This window comes from Pseudomonas sp. HD6422 (assembly GCF_025377065.1).
GTDB classification, from domain to species: domain Bacteria; phylum Pseudomonadota; class Gammaproteobacteria; order Pseudomonadales; family Pseudomonadaceae; genus Aquipseudomonas; species Aquipseudomonas putida_U.
The window spans coordinates 54,718-73,090 of record NZ_JAHWIW010000016.1 but is presented as its reverse complement, the minus strand read 5'-3'; the positions used below and the strand labels follow the sequence as shown (position 1 = coordinate 73,090).

Annotated in this window: 15 protein-coding genes; 11 read left to right on the top strand and 4 right to left on the bottom strand. The window is 63.8% G+C overall.

The features are described 5' to 3' along the window. Positions 1–351 precede the first annotated feature (351 nt). Together betT and epsC are read right to left on the bottom strand one after the other, a co-directional pair. On the bottom strand, positions 352–2,313 hold the full coding sequence (gene betT, locus KY379_RS13640; RefSeq protein ID WP_196173668.1) for a choline transporter BetT: 1,962 nt from the start codon (positions 2,311–2,313) through the stop codon (positions 352–354). A gap of 250 nt (positions 2,314–2,563) precedes the next feature. Continuing rightward, a complete protein-coding gene (gene epsC, locus KY379_RS13635; RefSeq protein WP_196173629.1) occupies positions 2,564–3,496 on the bottom strand; it encodes a serine O-acetyltransferase EpsC in 933 nt (310 codons plus the stop codon). Between the two features lie 119 nt (positions 3,497–3,615). On the opposite strand from epsC, the gene tcyJ reads away from it, so the two are divergent. The 9 genes from tcyJ (at position 3,616) to KY379_RS13590 (ending at position 12,660) form a co-directional block, all read left to right on the top strand. Continuing rightward, entirely contained in the window at positions 3,616–4,410 is a 795-nt protein-coding gene (tcyJ, locus tag KY379_RS13630; RefSeq protein ID WP_133327700.1) for a cystine ABC transporter substrate-binding protein, read from the top strand. Continuing rightward, a complete protein-coding gene (gene tcyL, locus KY379_RS13625) occupies positions 4,407–5,075 on the top strand; it encodes a cystine ABC transporter permease (protein WP_261240940.1) in 669 nt (222 codons plus the stop codon). The genes tcyJ and tcyL overlap by 4 nt, the downstream gene beginning before the upstream one ends. A 2-nt stretch (positions 5,076–5,077) precedes the next feature. Next, positions 5,078–5,836, top strand: coding sequence for an L-cystine ABC transporter ATP-binding protein TcyN (gene tcyN, locus KY379_RS13620; RefSeq protein WP_133327704.1), 759 nt, complete (start codon positions 5,078–5,080; stop codon positions 5,834–5,836). 327 nt (positions 5,837–6,163) lie between these two features. Further along, a complete protein-coding gene (locus tag KY379_RS13615; protein ID WP_196173625.1) occupies positions 6,164–7,405 on the top strand; it encodes an SfnB family sulfur acquisition oxidoreductase in 1,242 nt (413 codons plus the stop codon). 147 nt (positions 7,406–7,552) lie between these two features. After that, the gene (locus KY379_RS13610; protein ID WP_261240938.1) at positions 7,553–8,734 is read left to right on the top strand and encodes an SfnB family sulfur acquisition oxidoreductase; all 1,182 of its coding nucleotides are present in this window, start codon (positions 7,553–7,555) and stop codon (positions 8,732–8,734) included. Next, a complete protein-coding gene (locus tag KY379_RS13605; protein ID WP_261240937.1) occupies positions 8,734–10,122 on the top strand; it encodes an LLM class flavin-dependent oxidoreductase in 1,389 nt (462 codons plus the stop codon). Before KY379_RS13610 ends, KY379_RS13605 begins: the two co-directional genes overlap by 1 nt. Continuing rightward, positions 10,115–10,915, top strand: coding sequence for a MetQ/NlpA family ABC transporter substrate-binding protein (locus tag KY379_RS13600; protein WP_133327715.1), 801 nt, complete (start codon positions 10,115–10,117; stop codon positions 10,913–10,915). Before KY379_RS13605 ends, KY379_RS13600 begins: the two co-directional genes overlap by 8 nt. A gap of 1 nt (position 10,916) precedes the next feature. Next, a complete protein-coding gene (locus tag KY379_RS13595) occupies positions 10,917–12,026 on the top strand; it encodes a methionine ABC transporter ATP-binding protein (protein WP_133327821.1) in 1,110 nt (369 codons plus the stop codon). Then, positions 12,016–12,660 carry a methionine ABC transporter permease gene (locus KY379_RS13590; RefSeq protein WP_133327717.1) on the top strand — a complete coding sequence of 215 codons (645 nt, stop codon included), beginning with the start codon at positions 12,016–12,018 and terminating at the stop codon, positions 12,658–12,660. The genes KY379_RS13595 and KY379_RS13590 overlap by 11 nt, the downstream gene beginning before the upstream one ends. Before the next feature lie 99 nt (positions 12,661–12,759). On the opposite strand, the gene dibA is transcribed toward KY379_RS13590, so the two are convergent. After that, positions 12,760–14,655 carry a phosphodiesterase DibA gene (dibA, locus tag KY379_RS13585; RefSeq protein ID WP_261240935.1) on the bottom strand — a complete coding sequence of 632 codons (1,896 nt, stop codon included), beginning with the start codon at positions 14,653–14,655 and terminating at the stop codon, positions 12,760–12,762. Between the two features lie 146 nt (positions 14,656–14,801). On the opposite strand from dibA, the gene desA reads away from it, so the two are divergent. Together desA and KY379_RS13575 are read left to right on the top strand one after the other, a co-directional pair. Then, a complete protein-coding gene (gene desA / locus KY379_RS13580) occupies positions 14,802–15,986 on the top strand; it encodes a delta-9 fatty acid desaturase DesA (RefSeq protein ID WP_133327721.1) in 1,185 nt (394 codons plus the stop codon). A gap of 99 nt (positions 15,987–16,085) precedes the next feature. Continuing rightward, the gene (locus KY379_RS13575) at positions 16,086–17,111 is read left to right on the top strand and encodes a sensor domain-containing diguanylate cyclase (RefSeq protein WP_133327723.1); all 1,026 of its coding nucleotides are present in this window, start codon (positions 16,086–16,088) and stop codon (positions 17,109–17,111) included. A 33-nt stretch (positions 17,112–17,144) separates the two neighbouring features. Here the strand turns inward: KY379_RS13575 and KY379_RS13570 are convergent, their stop codons facing one another. Continuing rightward, entirely contained in the window at positions 17,145–18,353 is a 1,209-nt protein-coding gene (locus KY379_RS13570) for a response regulator (RefSeq protein WP_133327725.1), read from the bottom strand. Positions 18,354–18,373: the final 20 nt, after the last annotated feature.

The following is an 18,373-nucleotide window of genomic DNA, read 5'->3' as shown; positions in this document are numbered from 1 at the left end:
CAGGGATGGGCGATTTAGCCCTAAAAGGTCACCGTTCAGTCAATATATTTCTAAACGTTTCGCGACTTTGGTCTAAGAAGCCCGTGCGCTACAGGATAATGACAATCCTATAAATCCAAAATGACCGTTTTATGAATTTCTAAGATTTTTACGGAATAACGTAGGAATCTTTACTGCGATAGGTTGTATCGACGAGGGCCCTCATACCTTTAGGTTATTTGCAAACGTTTGCCCGTACGCTAGGCAAAGTACGCCAAAAAGGAGGGAGGTTAGCAGGGAATTCTCATTTCACCAGGCGCATCACGTGCTGCCTCTTCGCGGGTGTGCCCGCGAAGAGGCCAGCGCAGATCCTTACCGGACCAGATGCAGGAACTGCATGTGCCGCTCGTACTGGTCGAGGATGTCGTTGATGATCTGCTCCTTGCTGTAGCCCACCAGGTCGTAGTTCTGGCTGCCCTCGGCAAGGTGCACCTCGGCACGGTAATAGCGGCGGTTCTTCAGGTCCTGGGCACCCAGCCCGCCGAGGGCGAACGAGGGCGTGAAATAGCCACGCATCTGCACCTGATAGATGAACGGCTGCTCTTCGCCGTGGCCGATCTTCAGGCTGACGTTGTCGTGGCTCGGGTCGTCCTGGGTGATCAGCGCCAAGCCCTTCTGCGTGAACACCTCGGTCACATCGGCAATCGCCGGGCGCACCACGTCGTCCATGAAGCGGTATACCTCGTCGCGCGACGGGAAGTGCACCGCCTGGCTCAGGCGCTGGCGCCAGCCACCGCGGCCACGGCGTGACTGGGCAAACGGCGCCAACGAGTGCATCTGGGCGATCTGCCGCTGGCTTTCCAGGTAGAACGCTTTGTGCAACCCCCACATCATGCACAGCAAAATCAGCGAGAACGGCAACGAGGTCAGCACCACCGCCGACTTGAGCGAGTCGATGCTGCCGGCGAACAACAGCCCACTGGTGATCAGCGCGGTCATCGCCCCCCAGAAGATCCGCAGCCAGTTCGGCCCATCCTCGTCCGGGCCACCGCCCTTGGCCGAAAGCGTCGACAGCACCACGGTGCCAGAGTCAGCCGAAGTGACGAAGAACACGAAACTGATGAACACCGTGACGGCGATCACCACTCTGCTCCACGGATAGTGCTCGAGCAGCAGGTACAGGCTCATCGACGGATTATCCAGCGCCGACTGGCCGAGCGCGCTCATGCCGTGGTTGATCACCTGATCCAGAGCGCTGTTGCCGAAGATCGACATCCAGGCCAGGGTGAAGCCCAGCGGGATCAACAGCACGCCGAAAACGAACTCGCGGATGGTACGCCCGCGCGAAATCCGCGCGATGAACAGGCCCACGAATGGCGCCCAGGCGATCCACCAAGCCCAGTAGAACACCGTCCAGCCGCCCAGCCAGCCGCGGTTCTCGCCGTAGGCATAAACATCGAAGCTCTTGCGCGGCAAGGCTCCCAGGTAATCACCGAGATTCTGGATGAGGGTATTGAGCAGGTGCTGGGTGGGCCCGGCGAACAATACGAACAGCAGCAACGCGCAGGCCAGGAACAGGTTGATGTCACTCATCACCCGCACGCCCTTCTCCACGCCAGCGACCGCCACAGCCACTGCCGCGCCCATCATCAGGGTGATCAGAATCACCTGCACCCACTGGCTGTGACTGATGCCGAACAGGTAGTCGAGCCCGGCATTGAGATGCAGAACGCCAAAGCCCATGTCGGCGCCCAGGCCGAACACGGTGGCGATGATGCCGAATCCATCCACTGCGTAGCCGATCGGCCCGTTGATGCGCTTGCCGATCAGAGGGTACAACGCCGAGCGCAGCGCCAGCGGCAGGTTATGTCGATAGGCGAAGTAGGCCAGAGCCATGCCGACAAAGGCGAATACGCCCCAGCCGTGCAGGCCCCAATGCAGGAACAGGATCTGCATCGCCTGGCGCCCGGCCTCGGCGGTACCGGCCTCGCCCTGGGGCGGTTGCAGCAGGTGGGTCAGCGGCTCGGAGACGCAGAAGAAGAACAGCGTGATGCTGATGCCAGCGGCGAACAGCATGCCGGCCCAAGACAGGTAACTGAACTCGGGTTCGTCGTGGTCGGCACCGAGCTTGATCTTGCCGTAGCCGGACAAGGCGGTGACCACCACGAAGACCAGATACAGGCTCATGGCGAGCATGTAGTACCAGCCCACCGTGTTGGCCGCCCAGTTCTGCGCCGCCAGCAGCCACTCACCGGCCGCCTGCGGCTGAGCGATGACCACCAGGCCGAAGATGAGGATGAAGCTTGCCGCGAAGTAGAAAACGGGGGGGTTCATGCGGATCTTGCCATTGGCAAGGGTGGAAGTCGGTGCACTCATCGGACGCGCACCTCGTCACGGGACGTGAGGTTCGGATTGAACGGGTTCAGCAAAGGAATCCTCCTGTTGAACACCGGCAGCGGACCAGCGTTTTTCATTGAACGAGCGTTCAATTTAAACATGGATCGGCTTTCAAAGCGAACCGGCTGGCTGACCGGTAGGTGTCTGCCCTGGCCCGCGAGAGGGCCGGTACAGCCGGCCCCTCACCTCAATTCTTGTCCTGGCAATCCAACTGCAAATTGGCCTGGGTGATATTGCTGTCGGCCGGCACGCTGCGGGTCAGCCACACGTTGCCGCCGATGGTCGAGCCTTTGCCGATGGTGATGCGCCCGAGGATGGTCGCCCCGGCATAGATCACCACGTCGTCCTCGACGATCGGGTGCCGCGCCAGGCCCTTGTGCAAGGTGCCCGACTCGTCGCTGGGGAAGCGCTTGGCGCCCAAGGTCACCGCCTGGTAGATGCGCACCCGCTCGCCAATGATCGCCGTCTCGCCGATCACTACACCCGTGCCATGGTCGATGAAGAAGCTCGGACCGATCTGCGCGCCCGGGTGGATGTCGATGCCGGTGGCCGAATGCGCCAGCTCCGAGCTGATACGCGCCAGCAGCGGCAGACCTGCCCGGTATAAGTGGTGGGCCAGCCGATGATGGATCACCGCCAGGATGCCCGGATAGCACAGCAGCACCTCATCCACGCTGCGCGCCGCCGGATCGCCGTGGTAAGCGGCCAGCACGTCGGTGTCGAGCAGCACACGCAGCTCGGGCAAGGCCGCCGCGAAGCCCTGGATCAGGCGCAACGCCTGGGCATCGACCTCGGCCAGGTCGGCCTTGTTCTGCCGCGCGGCGTAACGCAGCTCCAGACGCGCCTGGGCCAGCAGTGCGGTCAGTGCGGCATCGAGGGTATGGCCGACATAGAAGTCCTCGCTCTCCTCGCGCAGATCGACCGGCCCCAGGCGCATGGGGAACAAGGCCCCGCACAGCTGCTCGAGAATATGCCGCATCGCCTCGCGCGACGGCAGTTCGCGGCCACCCTGCTCGCCACTGCTGCGGCCATTGCGGGTACGCCACTGCTCACGGGCGCTGCGCAGGCCGGTGACGATGCTGTGCAATTGCCACTGCCCGGATGAAAGTTGGTCGCTCACGGTGTTCTCCTGCCACTCGGCTAATCGCTTTGTCGTTATCGTCATGCATAAGCCGCCATGACGCCACCCCCATCCTGGCCTACCCTCAAGGTTACTTTAAGACCAACCCGGGGCCCATCATGTCGAAATTCGTCAAACCGCTTGTCACTGCCAGCCTGGCCGTATTGCTCGGAACCGGCCTGTTCGGCCAGGCATTCGCGGGCGAGCAGTTGAAGACCATCCAGGAAAAAGGCGTGATCAATGTCGGCCTCGAAGGCACCTATCCGCCCTTCAGCTTCCAGGACGAGAACGGCGAGCTGACCGGTTTCGAGGTCGAGTTGTCGGAGCTGCTGGCCAAGCAGCTGGGGGTCAAGGCCAAGATCCAGCCGACCAAGTGGGACGGGATCCTCGCTGCACTGGAGTCCAAGCGCCTGGATGTAGTGGTCAACCAGGTGACCATCTCCGATGAACGCAAGAAGAAGTACGACTTTTCCGAGCCCTACACCATTTCCGGCATCCAGGCGCTGATCCTGAAGAAGAAGGCCGACCAGCTGAACATCAAGAGTGCCAAGGACCTGGCCGGCAAGAAGGTCGGCGTGGGCCTGGGTACCAACTATGAGCAATGGGTGAAGCAGGACGTGCCCGAGGCCGACGTACGCACCTACGAGGACGACCCGAGCAAGTTCGCCGACCTGCGCAATGGCCGCATCGACGCCATCCTGATCGACCGCCTGGCCGCGCTGGAATACGCACAGAAAGCCAAGGACACCGCGCTCGCCGGAGACGCGTTCTCGCGCCTGGAAAGCGGCGTGGCGATGCGCAAGGGCGAGCCCGAACTGCTGGCGGCGATCAACAAGGCGCTGGACACGCTCAAGGCCGACGGCACCCTGGCCAAGCTGTCGGAAAAGTACTTCGGTGCCGATGTGACTAAATGATCGCCGAAAGCCTGCAACTGGTCGCCGATTCGACGCCCTTCCTGCTCAAGGGCGCCGGCTACACGGTACTGCTCAGCGTCGGTGGAATGTTCTGCGGCCTGCTGCTGGGCTTCGCCCTGGCGCTGATGCGGCTGTCGAAGCGCGCACTGCTGGACTGGCCGGCCCGCGTCTACGTGTCGTTTTTTCGCGGCACGCCGCTGCTGGTCCAGCTGTTCGTCATCTACTTCGGCATGCCGCAGATCGGCATCGAGCTCGACCCGATCCCAGCATCGCTGATCGGCTTGTCGCTGAACATGGCCGCGTACATCTGCGAGATCCTGCGGGCGGCGATTTCCTCGATCGATCGCGGGCAGTGGGAAGCCGCGGCCAGCATCGGCATGACCCGTACCCAGGCGATGCGCCGGGCGATTCTGCCGCAGGCCATGCGCACGGCTCTGCCGCCACTGGGCAACAGCTTCATTTCGCTGGTCAAGGACACCGCACTGGCGGCGACCATCCAAGTCCCGGAACTGTTCCGCCAAGCCCAACTGATCACCGCGCGCACCTTCGAGGTATTCACCATGTACCTGGCCGTGGCAGTGATCTACTGGATCCTCTGCAGCATCCTCGCGCACTTCCAGAACCGCATGGAAGCGCGGGTCAACCAGCACGACCGGGAGCATTGACGATGATCGTGGTAGAAGGCCTGACCAAGCGCTTCAATGGCCAGACCGTCCTGGACGGTATCGACCTGGCCGTGCAGGCCGGCGAGGTGATCGCCATCATCGGCCCCAGCGGCTCGGGCAAGACGACCTTCCTGCGTTGTCTCAACCTGCTGGAAACCCCGGACGCCGGGCATATCCAGATCGGCGACATCAGCATTGACGCCAACCGCCCGCTGGGCACTCAGCAAGCGGCGATCCGCCGTCTGCGCCAGCAGGCCGGGTTCGTGTTCCAGAACTTCAACCTGTTCCCCCACCGCACCGCCCTGGACAACGTCATCGAAGGACCGGTGGTAGTGAAGAAGACGCCCCGTGCCCAAGCCTTGGCGCTTGGCCGCCGACTGCTGGCCAAAGTAGGACTGGCGGGCAAGGAAGATTCATATCCCCGGCGCTTGTCTGGCGGCCAGCAGCAACGGGTGGCGATCGCCCGCGCGTTGGCCATGGAGCCGGAGGTGATCCTGTTCGACGAGCCCACCTCGGCGCTGGACCCGGAACTGGTCGGCGAGGTCCTGGAGACCATTCGGGGATTGGCCGAAGAGAAGCGCACGATGATCATCGTCACCCATGAGATGTCCTTCGCCCGCGACGTGGCCAACCGAGTGATCTTCTTCGACAAGGGCGTGATCGTCGAGCAGGGCGAAGCCAAGGCGTTGTTCGCCGCGCCCAGGGAAGAGCGCACCCGGCAGTTTCTGCGTAAGTTCCTCGGGACCGCTGCGTCCGAGTAGGTCATCACGGGCCTCTTCGCGGGGCAAGCCCCACACACAAAAACACCCCTGCCCGTAAGAACGGCGCAATACCTGTAGGAGCGGGTTTACCCGCGAAGAGGCCGGCCCAGACAGAAACAATCTCCTCTTCTATCAATATTCCAAAGAGTTAGTTCATAAACCCTTAATAAGCATTTAGGGTATATGAACCGGACCACCGGACCCGCACACGTCCGTCGCGATCAGCTGCAGCGACGCATCCATTTTGGTGAGGTCAGGTATGGTCAGGATCACAATCATCCCAGTGCGTAACGGCGGGGTATCGAGTGCAGCCAAGGAGCGGTACTGATGTCCAGCCAGGCGAATTCCATTCTGCAGAGCGACCTCGACAGCTCGCCCCTGCTGCTGCCGGCCAAGGTGCTGCGCAGCGATGCCCAAGCCCTGCAAGCCGCTCGAGAACTGGCCGACGTGGCCCGCGAGCAGGCCGCCCGTCGCGACCAACAACGCAAACTGCCCTGGGCCGAAATAGAACAGTTCACCCGCAGCGGCCTGGGCAGCATCACCGTACCCAAGGCCCATGGTGGTCCTGATGTCAGCTTCGCCACCGTGGCCGAGGTGTTTCGCATCATCAGCGCCGCCGACCCGGCGCTGGGGCAAATTCCGCAGAATCAGGTCGGCATACTGCACCTGTTACGCGTGACTGCCAGCGAGGCCCAGCAGGCGCTGATCTATCGCAGCGTGCTGGACGGCTGGCGGATCGGCAATGCCGGCCCCGAGCGCGGCACCAAGGACACCCTGACCCTCAAGGCGAGGATCACCCGCCACGGCGACGGTTATCGCATCAGTGGCGAGAAGTTCTATTCCACTGGCGCCCTGTTCGCCCATTGGGTGGCGGTCAAAGCCCTGGACGATGAGGGCCGCCAGCGCCTGGCCTTCATTCGCCGTGGCAGCCCCGGGTTGCGTATCGTCGACGACTGGTCCGGCTTCGGACAACGCACCACCGCCAGCGGCACCGTACTGCTCGACCAAGTGCCGGTGGACGCGGACCTGGTGATCGACAACTGGCGCCAGCGCGACCTGCCGAATATTCAAGGCGCAGCATCGCAGTTAGTGCAAGCTGCGATCGACGCCGGGATCGCCGAAGCGGCGATCGATGACGCCATTACCTTCGTCCGCCAGTACTCGCGGCCATGGATCGAGGCCAAGGTCGAGCGGGCCAGCGACGACCTGTACGTGATTGCCGAGATCGGTCGCCTGAAGCTCGAGCTGCATGCCGCCCAGGCATTGCTGGCCAAAGCCGCCCAGGTGCTCGACGAGGTCAACGCCGAGCCCATCGACGCGACCGCTGCAGCGCGGGCGTCGATTGCCGTGGCCGAGGCCAAGGTACTGACCACCGAGATCGCCCTGCAGGCCAGCGAAAAGCTGTTCGAGCTGGCCGGCAGCCGCGCGACGCTGGCCGAGTTCAATCTCGATCGCCACTGGCGCAATGCCCGCGTGCACACGCTGCATGACCCGGTGCGCTGGAAGTACCACGCGGTGGGCGCCTATCACCTCAACGGCACGCTGCCCACACGGCATTCCTGGATCTGATTTTTGCCTGGGGCCACTGCGCAGCCCATTCGCGGGGCAAGACCGCTCCCACAAGTACGCGTTGCTCTGAGCATCAGCGCAGTTTCTGTGGGAGCGGGCTTGCCCCGCGAATGGGCCGCACAGCGGCCCAAAGGCCCGGAGAACACCATGACGACATCAGTAATCAGCAGCGATGCCCAGGCACTGGCCATCGCTGAACAAATAGCCCAGCAACTGCGCCGCGAGAGCGCTTTGCGCGACCGCGAACGCCGCTTGCCACACGCCGAACTGGGGCTGTTCAGCCGCTCCGGCCTTTGGGGCATCAGCGTACCCAAGGCATTTGGCGGCGCCGGGGTGTCCAACGTCACCCTGGCCCAGGTCGTCGCCCGCATCGCCCAGGCGGACGCTGCCCTCGGGCAGATCCCGCAGAATCACTTCTATGCCCTGGAAGTGCTACGCGTGAACGGCAGTCCCGAGCAGCAAAAACGCCTCTACCAGGAAGTCCTGGCCGGACGGCGCCTGGGCAACGCCCTCGCCGAACTCGGCACCAAGACCGCCCACGACCGCACCACCCGCCTGACCCGCGACGCTGACGGCTATCGCATCGACGGCCGCAAGTTCTACGCCACCGGCGCGCTGTACGCCCAGCGTATCCCCACTTCCGTCATAGACGAGCAAGGCGTGCAACACCTCGCCTTCGTCCCGGCCGACAGCCCAGGCCTGCAGGTGATCGACGACTGGAGCGGCTTCGGCCAACGCACGACCGGCAGCGGTTCGGTAGTCTTCGACAGGGTGCACGTCCGCGCCGAAGACGTGGTGCCCTTCCAGAGCGCCTTCGAGCGCCCGACCCCAGTCGGCCCGCTGGCGCAGATTCTCCACGCCGCGATCGACACCGGTATCGCCCGCGCCGCCTATGAAGATGCCCTGCACTTCGTGCGCACCCGCAGCCGACCCTGGATCGACTCCGGTGTCGACAAGGCCAGCGACGACCCGCTGACACTGAAGAGCGTCGGCCACCTGGCGATCCGCCTGCATGCCAGCGAAGCCCTGCTAGAACGCGCTGGGCAGTATCTGGACCTGGCCCAGCAGGACAGCACAGAGAGCAGCGTTGCCGCCGCCTCCATCGCCGTCGCCGAAGCCCGCGCCATCAGCACCGAAATCGCCCTTGCCGCCGGTACCACGTTGTTCGAGCTGGCCGGCAGTCAGGCCACCCTGGCCGAGCACAACCTCGACCGCCACTGGCGCAACGCCCGCGTTCACACCCTGCACGACCCGGTGCGCTGGAAGTACCACGCCATCGGCAACTACTACCTCAACGACCAAAACCCTCCGCGCCGGGGGACCATCTGATGGCCAGGGAAATCCTCCTCAACGCCTTCAACATGAACTGCATCGGGCATATCAACCACGGGCTATGGACCCACCCACGGGACACCTCGACGCAGTACAAGACCCTGGCCTACTGGACCGACCTGGCACAGCTACTGGAGCGTGGGCTGTTCGATGGCCTGTTCATCGCCGACATCGTCGGCACCTACGACGTCTACGGCCAGTCGCTGGACGTGACCCTGAAAGAATCGATCCAACTGCCGGTCAACGACCCACTGCTGCTCGTCTCGGCCATGGCTGCGGTTACCCGCAACCTGGGCTTCGGCCTGACCGCCAACCTGACCTACGAAGCGCCCTACCTGTTCGCCCGACGTCTTTCCACCCTCGACCACCTGACCGGCGGTCGGGTTGGCTGGAACATCGTCACCGGCTACCTGGACAGCGCCGCCCGGGCCATGGGCCTGGACCAACAGCCTGAGCACGACCGCCGCTATGACCAGGCCGACGAGTATCTGCAGGTGCTGTACAAGCTGCTCGAAGGTAGCTGGGCCGCCGATGCGGTGGTCGCCGACCGCGAGCGGCGGGTGTACGCGGAGCCTGGGAAAGTGCACAAAGTCCGCCACCAGGGCGAGTTCTATAAGGTCGAGGGCTACCATCTATGCGAACCCTCACCGCAACGTACGCCGGTCCTGTTCCAGGCCGGCAGTTCGTCGCGCGGCCTGGCCTTCGCCGGCAACCATGCCGAGTGCGTGTTCATCGGTGGCCGGGAAAAGGCCGCCACCCGCGCTCAGGTCGACAAGGTGCGCGCCGCGGCCAAAGCTGCAGGTCGCGATCCACAAGCGATCAAGGTATTCATGGGCATCACGGTGATCGTCGCGCCCACCGAACAAGCTGCCCTGGCCAAACACGCCGAATACCTGCGTCACGCCAGCCCCGAGGCGGGCGTTGCGCATTTCGCCGCGTCCACCGGGATCGACTTCGCAGCCTACGGCTTGGACGAGCCGATCGACGCCAGCCCCGGTAATGCCATCCAGTCGGCCACGCGCCAGCTGCAGGACAACGCTTGGACCCGCCGCCGTCTGCTGGAGCAGCACGCACTCGGCGGGCGCTACGCGACCGTGATCGGCTCGCCCGAGCAGGTCGCCGATGAGTTGATCGCCTGGATCGACGAAACCGGCCTGGACGGCTTCAACCTGACGCGTACGGTGACCCCGGAAAGTTTCGAGGACTTCATCGACCTGGTGATCCCGCGCCTGCAACAGCGTGGCCGCTACAAGACCGCCTACGCCCAGGGCACGCTGCGCGAAAAGCTGTTCGCCAGCGACCAGCCACAGCTGCCCGCCGACCACCCAGGTTCGGCCTATCGCCACCCCACCCCCGCCCCGACTGGAGCCCTGCACCATGCTTGAGAAACTGTTCCGGCCCGTTGCGGCCATTGCCCTGGGCCTCGGTTTGAGCGCCACTGCGCTGGCCGCCGAGCCATTGAAGATCGGCACCACCTCGGCCTTTGCCATCCCGCTGGAAGCAGCCGTCGAAGAAGCCCACAAGCAGGGGCTGGAAGTCAAACTGATCGAGTTCAGCGATTGGATCGCGCCGAACGTCAGCCTCAACAGCGGCGACATCGACGTGAACTACTTCCAGCACATCCCGTTCCTGGAGAATGCCAAAGCCGCCGCCGGCTTCGACCTGGTGCCCTACGCCCCTGGCATCATCAACAACGTCGGGCTCTACTCCAAACGCTACAAGCGTTTCGACGATCTGCCCGAAGGTGCCAGCGTGGCCATCGCCAACGACCCAATCAACAGTGGTCGGGGCCTACAACTGCTGGCCAAGGCCGGGTTGATCACGCTCAAGCCTGGCGTGGGCTACAAGGCCACCGAAGACGACATCGTCGCCAACCCGAAGAAGATCAGGATCCTCCAGGTTGAAGCCGTGCAGCTGGTGCGTGCCTACGACGACGCCGACCTGGTGCAGGGCTATCCCGCCTACATCCGTCTGGCCAAGACCTTCGATCCGGCTTCGGCACTGCTGTTCGACGGGCTGGAAAACAAGGAATACGTGATCCAGTTCGTCATCCGCCCACAAAGCAAGGCCGACCCGCGTCTGGCCAAGTTCGTCGACATCTACCAGCACTCGCCGGTGGTGCGCGAGGCGCTGAACAAGGCCCATGGCAACCTCTACCAAGCCGGTTGGGAAGGCTGACATGGGCCAGGCCAACGCCTTCCAGGCGTATACCGCGAACACCGCACCGGTTCCCGGCGGCGAACAGGCCTTGCGCCCGGAGGTGAATCAAGCCCACGTTCGCTTCATCGGCCTGGGCAAGACTTACCCAGGCCAAGTGCAACCGGCCTTGCAAGGCATCGACCTGAATATCCGCCGTGGCGAGATCTTCGGCATCATCGGCCGCAGCGGCGCCGGCAAATCGTCGCTGCTGCGCACCATCAATCGTCTGGAGCGACCAAGCCAGGGCCGGGTGCTGATCGACCAGGTAGACATCGCTCCGTTCGACGAGGATCGCTTGGTCGCCCTGCGCCGGCGTATCGGTATGATCTTCCAGCACTTCAACCTGATGTCGGCCAAGACCGTTTGGCAGAACGTCGAACTGCCGCTCAAGGTCGCCGGCATCGCCAAGCCCGAGCGCCAGCGCAAGGTGCGCGAACTGCTGGAGCTGGTCGGGCTTGAGGAAAAACACCATGTCTACCCGACGCAACTTTCCGGTGGGCAGAAGCAGCGGGTCGGCATCGCCCGCGCTCTGGTGCACGACCCCGAGATCCTGCTGTGCGACGAGGCGACCTCGGCGCTGGATCCGGAGACCACCGCCTCGATCCTCGAACTGCTGCGCGACATCAACCAGCGGCTCGGCTTGACCATCGTGTTGATCACCCACGAGATGGCGGTGATACGCGAAATCTGCCATCAGGTGGTGGTGCTCGAACGTGGCGAGGCGGTCGAACAGGGTGAGGTCTGGCGGGTGTTCGGCGCACCACGCCACGCGGTGACCCGGACACTGCTCGCGCCGTTGCAGGCCAAGTTGCCCGCAGTCTTGCAGGCAAGCCTGCGGGCCAGCCCGGCAGGCCACGACAGCGCCGTGGTGCTCAAGCTCAACGTGCTCGGCGAGCCGGCGCTGTCGGACCTGTTCGAGGATCTCGGCGGGCGTGTGCGTCTGCTGCAGGGTGGCGTCGAAACCATCGGCGCGCACGCCTTGGGCCAGTTGATCCTGGCTGTGCAGGGCTCGCCGCACGATACCCATCAACTGCTCGAACGAGCCCGGCGCTGGGCCGAGAACGTGGAGGTGCTGGGCCATGTGGTTTGATCGCTTGCTCGAAGGCTTGCTCGACACCCTGCTGATGGTTGGCGTGTCGTCGTTGATCGCGCTGCTGCTGGGGGTGCCGATGGCGGTGCTGCTGGTTACCAGTGACAAGGGCGGGATCTTCCAGGCGCCGCTGCTCAACCGGGTGTTGGGCGCCGGCGTCAACCTGTTCCGCTCGGTCCCTTTCCTGATCCTGATGGTCGCGCTGATCCCCTTCACCCGTCTGGTGGTCGGCACCACCTATGGCGTATGGGCGGCGGTGGTGCCGCTGACCATCGCCGCCACACCGTTTTTCGCGCGCATCGCCGAGGTCAGCCTGCGCGAGGTCGACCACGGCCTGGTGGAAGCGGCTCAAGCCATGGGATGCCGGCGTTGGCACATCGTCTGGCATGTGCTGCTGCCCGAGGCGCTGCCAGGGATCGTCGGTGGTTTCACGATTACCCTGGTCACCTTGATCAACTCGTCGGCCATGGCCGGGGCGATCGGTGCGGGCGGGCTGGGTGATATCGCCTATCGCTATGGATATCAGCGCTTCGACAGCCAGATCATGCTCACCGTGATCGCCATACTGGTGGCGTTGGTGGCATTGATCCAGCTGGGAGGCGATCGGTTGGCGAAGGGGTTGAACAAGCGGTGAGCTTTTAGGGTTCGTCGGGCAATTTGCAGTGACGCGGATATCGAGCGCCGCGCGGGCGGCGCTCGATATCCGCCCCCCACAAATCCCCAGCCACCCTCCTTAGCCCCAGCACAACTCCCCAGCCGGCGCCGGCCGCCCGAACCAGTACCCCTGTCCCAACTGACAATGCTGCTCCAGCAGGAACCTCGCCTGCTCGGCCTGCTCGACCCCTTCGGCATGCACCTGCAAACCCATGCTTCGGGCCAGGGCGATGATGACCTGCACGATCGCGATATCATCGTCGTCCAGCGGCAAGCCGGCAACGAAGCCCTGATCGATCTTCAACTTCTGCACCGGCAGGCGCTTGAGCCTGAGCAGCGATGAGTAACCCGTGCCGAAATCGTCGATCGCCAGGTTCAGGCCCAGTTCTCGCAGGCGGTGGAGCTGTTCCAGCGCGACCTCCGGGTCTTCCATCACCGCGCTTTCGGTCACCTCCAGCTCCAGCAGCGCAGGATCCAGGCCAGTGTCGTGCAACACGTCGGCGACCTGCCGATACAACTCAGGCTGGCCGAAAAGACGGCTGGAAATGTTCACCGCGACGAATTCGAGCCTGTGCCCTTCCCGCTGCCACTGAATCATCTGCGCGCACGACTGGCGCAGTACCCAGGCATCGATATCGGCGATCAATCCGGTGCGCTCGGCAATCGGGATGAACTCGCTTGGCGGCACCAGCCCGCGTTGAGGATGCTGCCAGCGCACCAGCGCCTCGACGCCGACCATCCGCGCCTGCATCAGATCGTGCACCGGCTGGAAGAACACCCGCAGCTCGCCCTGGGCCAGGGCACGGCGCAACTCGCCCGCGGTCTCCACCCGCTGCTGGGCATGGGCGGTCAGTTCCTCGGTATACAGTGCGTAGCAGGTTCGTCCGTTGCCCTTGGCCTTGAACAGCGCGGCATCGGCATTGCGCAGCAACTGTTCGGCGCTCAAGGCATCGGCCGGGAACAGGCTGATGCCGACGCTGGCGCTGATGAACAATCGGTGGCCGTCGAATTCGAACGGCTCGCGCATGCGCTCGATGATGGCCTGGGCCAGCTTGCCCGCCTCGCCTGCCTGCTGGCAGTTTTCCGCCAGCACGCCAAACTCGTCGCCGCCCAGGCGCGCCAAGGTCACGCCAGTGCCGAGCAGCTCGCGCAAACGCTCGCCCACCAGCCGCAGCAACTGGTCGCCGATGGTATGGCCAAGGCCATCGTTGATGCTCTGGAAATGGTCCAGGTCGAGCAGCAGCAAGGCGCAACCGCGCTTGTTGGACTGGGCCGCCGCCAGCGCCTGCTCGGCACGGTCGCTGAACAGCAGGCGGTTGGGCAGGCCGGTCAACGGGTCATGGTGAGCCAGGTAGGCCAGTTCGCGTTCGGAATGCTTGATCGCGCTGATGTCGCTGAACACCGCTACGTAGTGGCTGAGGTCACCGATGTCGTCATGAATCGCGCAGATGGTCTGCCACTGTGGATAGATCTCGCCGCTCTTGCGGCGGTTCCAGATCTCCCCGCTCCATTCGCCTTTCTGGGCCAAGGCGGCGTAGATGGTCTGGTAGAAATCGACACCATGGCGCCCCGACTTGAACTTGCTCGGACGTTCGCCGAGCACTTCATCCTGCTGGTAGCCGGTAATGCGCATGAACGCCCGGTTGACGTGCACGATCAGGCCGTGGCGATCGGTCACCAGCACCCCCTCCTGGGTGCTGTCGAACACCGCCGCAGCCATGCGCAGGCGCTCGCGATCCTCGCTGCGCAGGCGCGCGCCGATGCCAATGAAGTTGAGCAACCGGGCCCTGGACACGAAAATCAGCAAGGCACTGACCAGCACCCAGACCACCACGTTGATCTGCCGACCCACGGTCAACGCCAACGGGTCTTCGGCCATGCTGCGCAATACCGCCTCTGCCAGCACCAGCCAGAGAATCGAGAGCACCACATAGAGCGCGGCCATGCGCAAGGCGTCGCGAACGGAAACAGACATGTCGGAAAGCAAAACCCCTGGAAATGGTCGGGGCATTATAAAGGCTGAAACATGCCGTGACTTCCTATCTGAACGGCTGACTGGTTTTATTTGCTCACCCAGGGATAATCGGACCTTTCCCTGTTTTCCCGAGGGTTTATACGCCTATGTGGTACAACGGCCTGCTCGACTTGTCGGCCTGGCAACTGGTCGCGGTCACGTTGCTGATGACCCACCTGACCATCGTCAGCGTCACCATCTACCTGCACCGCTACTCGGCGCACCGCGCCCTTGAACTCAATGGCGCGCTCAAGCATGTCTTCCGCTTCTGGCTGTGGCTGACCACGGCGCAGAACACCCGCGAGTGGACTGCGGTCCACCGCAAGCATCACGCCAAATGCGAAACCCCGGACGACCCACACAGCCCCCTGCACAAGGGCCTGGGCACGGTGCTGCGCAAAGGCGCCGAGCTCTACCGCGAAGAAGCGCGCAACCCCGAAACCCTGCGCATCTACGGCAAGAACTGCCCTGACGACTGGATCGAGCGCAACGTTTATTCACGTTACAAGCTCGGCGGCATAGCCTTGATGGCAGTCATCGACCTGATGCTGTTCGGCACCATCGGCATCACCATCTGGGCGATCCAGATGATGTGGATTCCGTTCTGGGCCGCAGGTGTGGTCAACGGCCTGGGTCACGCCATCGGCTACCGCAATTTCGAATGCCGTGATGCGGCCACCAATCTGGTGCCCTGGGGCATCGTCATCGGCGGCGAAGAACTGCACAACAACCACCATACCTACCCGAACTCGGCCAAGCTGTCGGTCAAGCGCTGGGAGTTCGACATGGGCTGGGCCTGGATCCGCCTGCTCAGTCTGCTGGGTCTGGCCAAGGTGCAACGGGTGGCGCCGATCGCCCACCGCGTCGAAGGCAAGGCCAACCTGGACATGGACACCGCCATGGCGATCCTCAACAACCGCTTCCAGATCATGGCCCAGTACCGCAAGCTGGTGATCGCCCCATTGGTGACCCAGGAGCTGGGCCGCGCCGATACCTCGGTGCGCCACAGCCTGCGCCGTGCCAAGCGCCTGCTGTCCCGTGAAACCAGCCTGTTGCAGGATCGTCACCACCTGCGTATCGAAAACATGCTCGCCCATAGCCAAGCGCTGAAAACCATCTACGAGAAGCGTCTGGCACTGCAACAGATCTGGGCCCGCACCAGCGCCAACGGCCACGACATGTTGGCAGCGATGAAGGACTGGGTGCACGAGGCCGAAGCCAGTGGCATCCAGGCGCTGCGTGACTTCGCCGCCCAGCTCAAGACCTACTCGCTGCGCCCCACCGGGGCCTGATCGCCGCTGATCGGCACGCCCGTTGACAGGGCGTGCCGAGCGGAACTTCGCACCTGTTTGTCCACTCGAAATCAGCATATTGCCCGCGTGGCGGGCCGCATGTTGGCCGCACGCTCTCCCGTCGAGACTCGCTCCGTGCACATGGCCAACGATACCCCCCCCACCCTTTCCGGCAACGCCCCGCCTGAAGGCGCGCAGACACTACTCGCCTTGCTTCATGCCCAAGGCGAAGTCGCTCGCCTGAGCGAGCGCGAGCAGCTCTATAGCGCGCTGCTCGATAGCGTCAATGCGGTGCTTTGGGCGTTCGACTGGGAGACCCGCCAGGTGCTGTATGTCAGCCCTGCCTACGAGCGCATCTTTGGCAAGCCGGTCAGCCTGGTCCTGGCCGACTACAACGAGTGGCGCGACAGCATCTACCCCGACGACCTCGAGTTCGCCGAGCGCAGCCTTGCCCAGGTGCTGCTCGAAGGCGCCGTGGAGGATCGCGAGTACCGCATTCTCAATGCCAACGGCGAGGTTCGCTGGCTCAGCGACAAGTGCTACATCAATCAGCAGCGAGGCGAGCGCGTCATCATCGTCGGGATCGCCGAGGACATTACCGAAAAGAAGCAGCTCGAAGGCGAGCTCCAGCGCCTGGCCACCACCGACGTACTGACCCAGAGCAGCAACCGTCGACACTTCTTCGAATGCGCCCGCCAGGCCTTCGAGGAGGCCCGCGACAACGGCAGCCCACTGGCCTTCCTGCTGTTGGACATCGACGACTTCAAGCGCATCAACGATAGCTACGGTCATCAGGAAGGCGACCAGGTGCTGCAGCGTATCGCTGACAGTGGCAAGGCCGCCTTGCGTCGCGGAGACCTGTTCGGGCGCATTGGCGGCGAGGAGTTCGCCGCCGTGTTTCCGGGTTGCACGGCACAGCTCGCCGAGCAGATTGCCGAGCGGTTGCAACGCGAGATCCAACGCCAGAGCTTCAGCCATGGCGACCAGACCTACGGGGTGACGGTGAGTCAGGGACTGACCGGCCTGACCGAGCAGGACGAAACCCTCGATACCCTGTTCGCGAGGGCCGACGCGGCGATGTACCGGGCCAAGCGCCAGGGCAAGAACCAGATCGTCAGGGGATAGCGAGTCCGCGCTCCCACAGCATCAGCTTCGTTATCATTCCACCTTGCGCAGGCGGCTCAACGCCGGCAGGCCAAGCTTGAGCAGGCGTGCGGTCTTGCCTTCGGCAAGCTTTTCAAGGCCCTGGTCCGCCGGCAAGCGTGCCAGTTGCCCAGCCAGGTTCATGACCAGGATCTCCCGCGAATACACACCACCGCCCAATTGGTAGATCGCCGCGATCAGTTCGCGCAAGCTCAACGGCAGGCGCCAGCGGGTCCGCAGCGCCGAGCCGAAGGCCGCGCCGAAGTCGTCCAGCGAGCGGCGTACCTGCCCCTCATCCAGCTCTCCCCCCGCCAGCCGCCACTCCTGCAGGCAGCGCAGCACCGCCAGGTCACCCAGGCAATGCAGCAGCCCGGCGCAGTAACACCACTCGGCATCGACCTCGAGCAGTCGCGCCAAGCTGCGGGCATATTCGGCGGTGTGCAGTGACTGGTGCCAGTAACGGGCGGCAGGCTCGGCGAGCAATGGATCGCTCAGCCGTGCGCTGCGCTTGAGCGTAAGGCCGAGGATCAGGTTCATGCTCTGGGTACTGCCCAGCTTGTTCAATGCCTGCAGCAAGGTCTGCACCGGCGCCTCACGGTGCAGCCCGGCGCTGTTGGCCGCGGCGATCAATACGCCGGTGATCTGCGGGTCGTTGCGCACTTCCTGTTCGAGCAGGTTGAGGTTCAGACCCTGAGGGTTCAGAGCGCGCTTGATCGCGACCTGGACATCGGCGAACAGAGGTCCGCCATCGGCACTGGCACGGCGCTGTTCGAGGTAGTTCGGCAGCGAAGCGCCTGGCTGCAGGGGCGGTGTCGGGCAGGCCACCTGCTCACCCTCGGCCACCAGCAGCACCTCCAACCGACGGCGCAGCTTGTCGAGGTCCAACGGCTTGCCAAGATACTCGGTGGGGTGCAACGGCAGGGTTTCCCTGACACTGGCAGCGTCGATGCGGTTGCTCAGCAGGATGAACGGCAGCCCCGGCTTTTCGCGCCTGGAGCGGACCCGGCGCAACAGGTCCAGGCCATCGCCACCAGGCAGTTCGCGAGCGGCAATGATCAGGTCGGGCTCGCTCGCCAACGCATTCAAGGCCTCGACACCATCGCCGCACACCTGCAAGCGTGCATCGCAGCGCACGCTGAGCAGGGTTTCGCGCAGCATGTCGCGTACCCACGGATCACCTTCGGCAATCAGTACGCAAGGGGGGATGGGGTCTGCAGCGCTCATGGCCAACTCCTGAGTAATCC

Bases quoted from the DNA above. Each gene is read 5' to 3' on its own strand.
- betT (WP_196173668.1), bottom strand. From the start codon at position 2,313: ATGAACCCCCCCGTTTTCTACTTCGCGGCAAGCTTCATCCTCATCTTC.
- tcyJ (WP_133327700.1), top strand. From the start codon at position 3,616: ATGTCGAAATTCGTCAAACCGCTTGTCACTGCCAGCCTGGCCGTATTG.
- tcyL (WP_261240940.1), top strand. From the start codon at position 4,407: ATGATCGCCGAAAGCCTGCAACTGGTCGCCGATTCGACGCCCTTCCTG.
- tcyN (WP_133327704.1), top strand. From the start codon at position 5,078: ATGATCGTGGTAGAAGGCCTGACCAAGCGCTTCAATGGCCAGACCGTC.
- KY379_RS13615 (WP_196173625.1), top strand. From the start codon at position 6,164: ATGTCCAGCCAGGCGAATTCCATTCTGCAGAGCGACCTCGACAGCTCG.
- KY379_RS13610 (WP_261240938.1), top strand. From the start codon at position 7,553: ATGACGACATCAGTAATCAGCAGCGATGCCCAGGCACTGGCCATCGCT.
- KY379_RS13605 (WP_261240937.1), top strand. From the start codon at position 8,734: ATGGCCAGGGAAATCCTCCTCAACGCCTTCAACATGAACTGCATCGGG.
- KY379_RS13600 (WP_133327715.1), top strand. From the start codon at position 10,115: ATGCTTGAGAAACTGTTCCGGCCCGTTGCGGCCATTGCCCTGGGCCTC.
- KY379_RS13595 (WP_133327821.1), top strand. From the start codon at position 10,917: ATGGGCCAGGCCAACGCCTTCCAGGCGTATACCGCGAACACCGCACCG.
- KY379_RS13590 (WP_133327717.1), top strand. From the start codon at position 12,016: ATGTGGTTTGATCGCTTGCTCGAAGGCTTGCTCGACACCCTGCTGATG.
- dibA (WP_261240935.1), bottom strand. From the start codon at position 14,655: ATGTCTGTTTCCGTTCGCGACGCCTTGCGCATGGCCGCGCTCTATGTG.
- desA (WP_133327721.1), top strand. From the start codon at position 14,802: ATGTGGTACAACGGCCTGCTCGACTTGTCGGCCTGGCAACTGGTCGCG.
- KY379_RS13575 (WP_133327723.1), top strand. From the start codon at position 16,086: ATGTTGGCCGCACGCTCTCCCGTCGAGACTCGCTCCGTGCACATGGCC.
- KY379_RS13570 (WP_133327725.1), bottom strand. From the start codon at position 18,353: ATGAGCGCTGCAGACCCCATCCCCCCTTGCGTACTGATTGCCGAAGGT.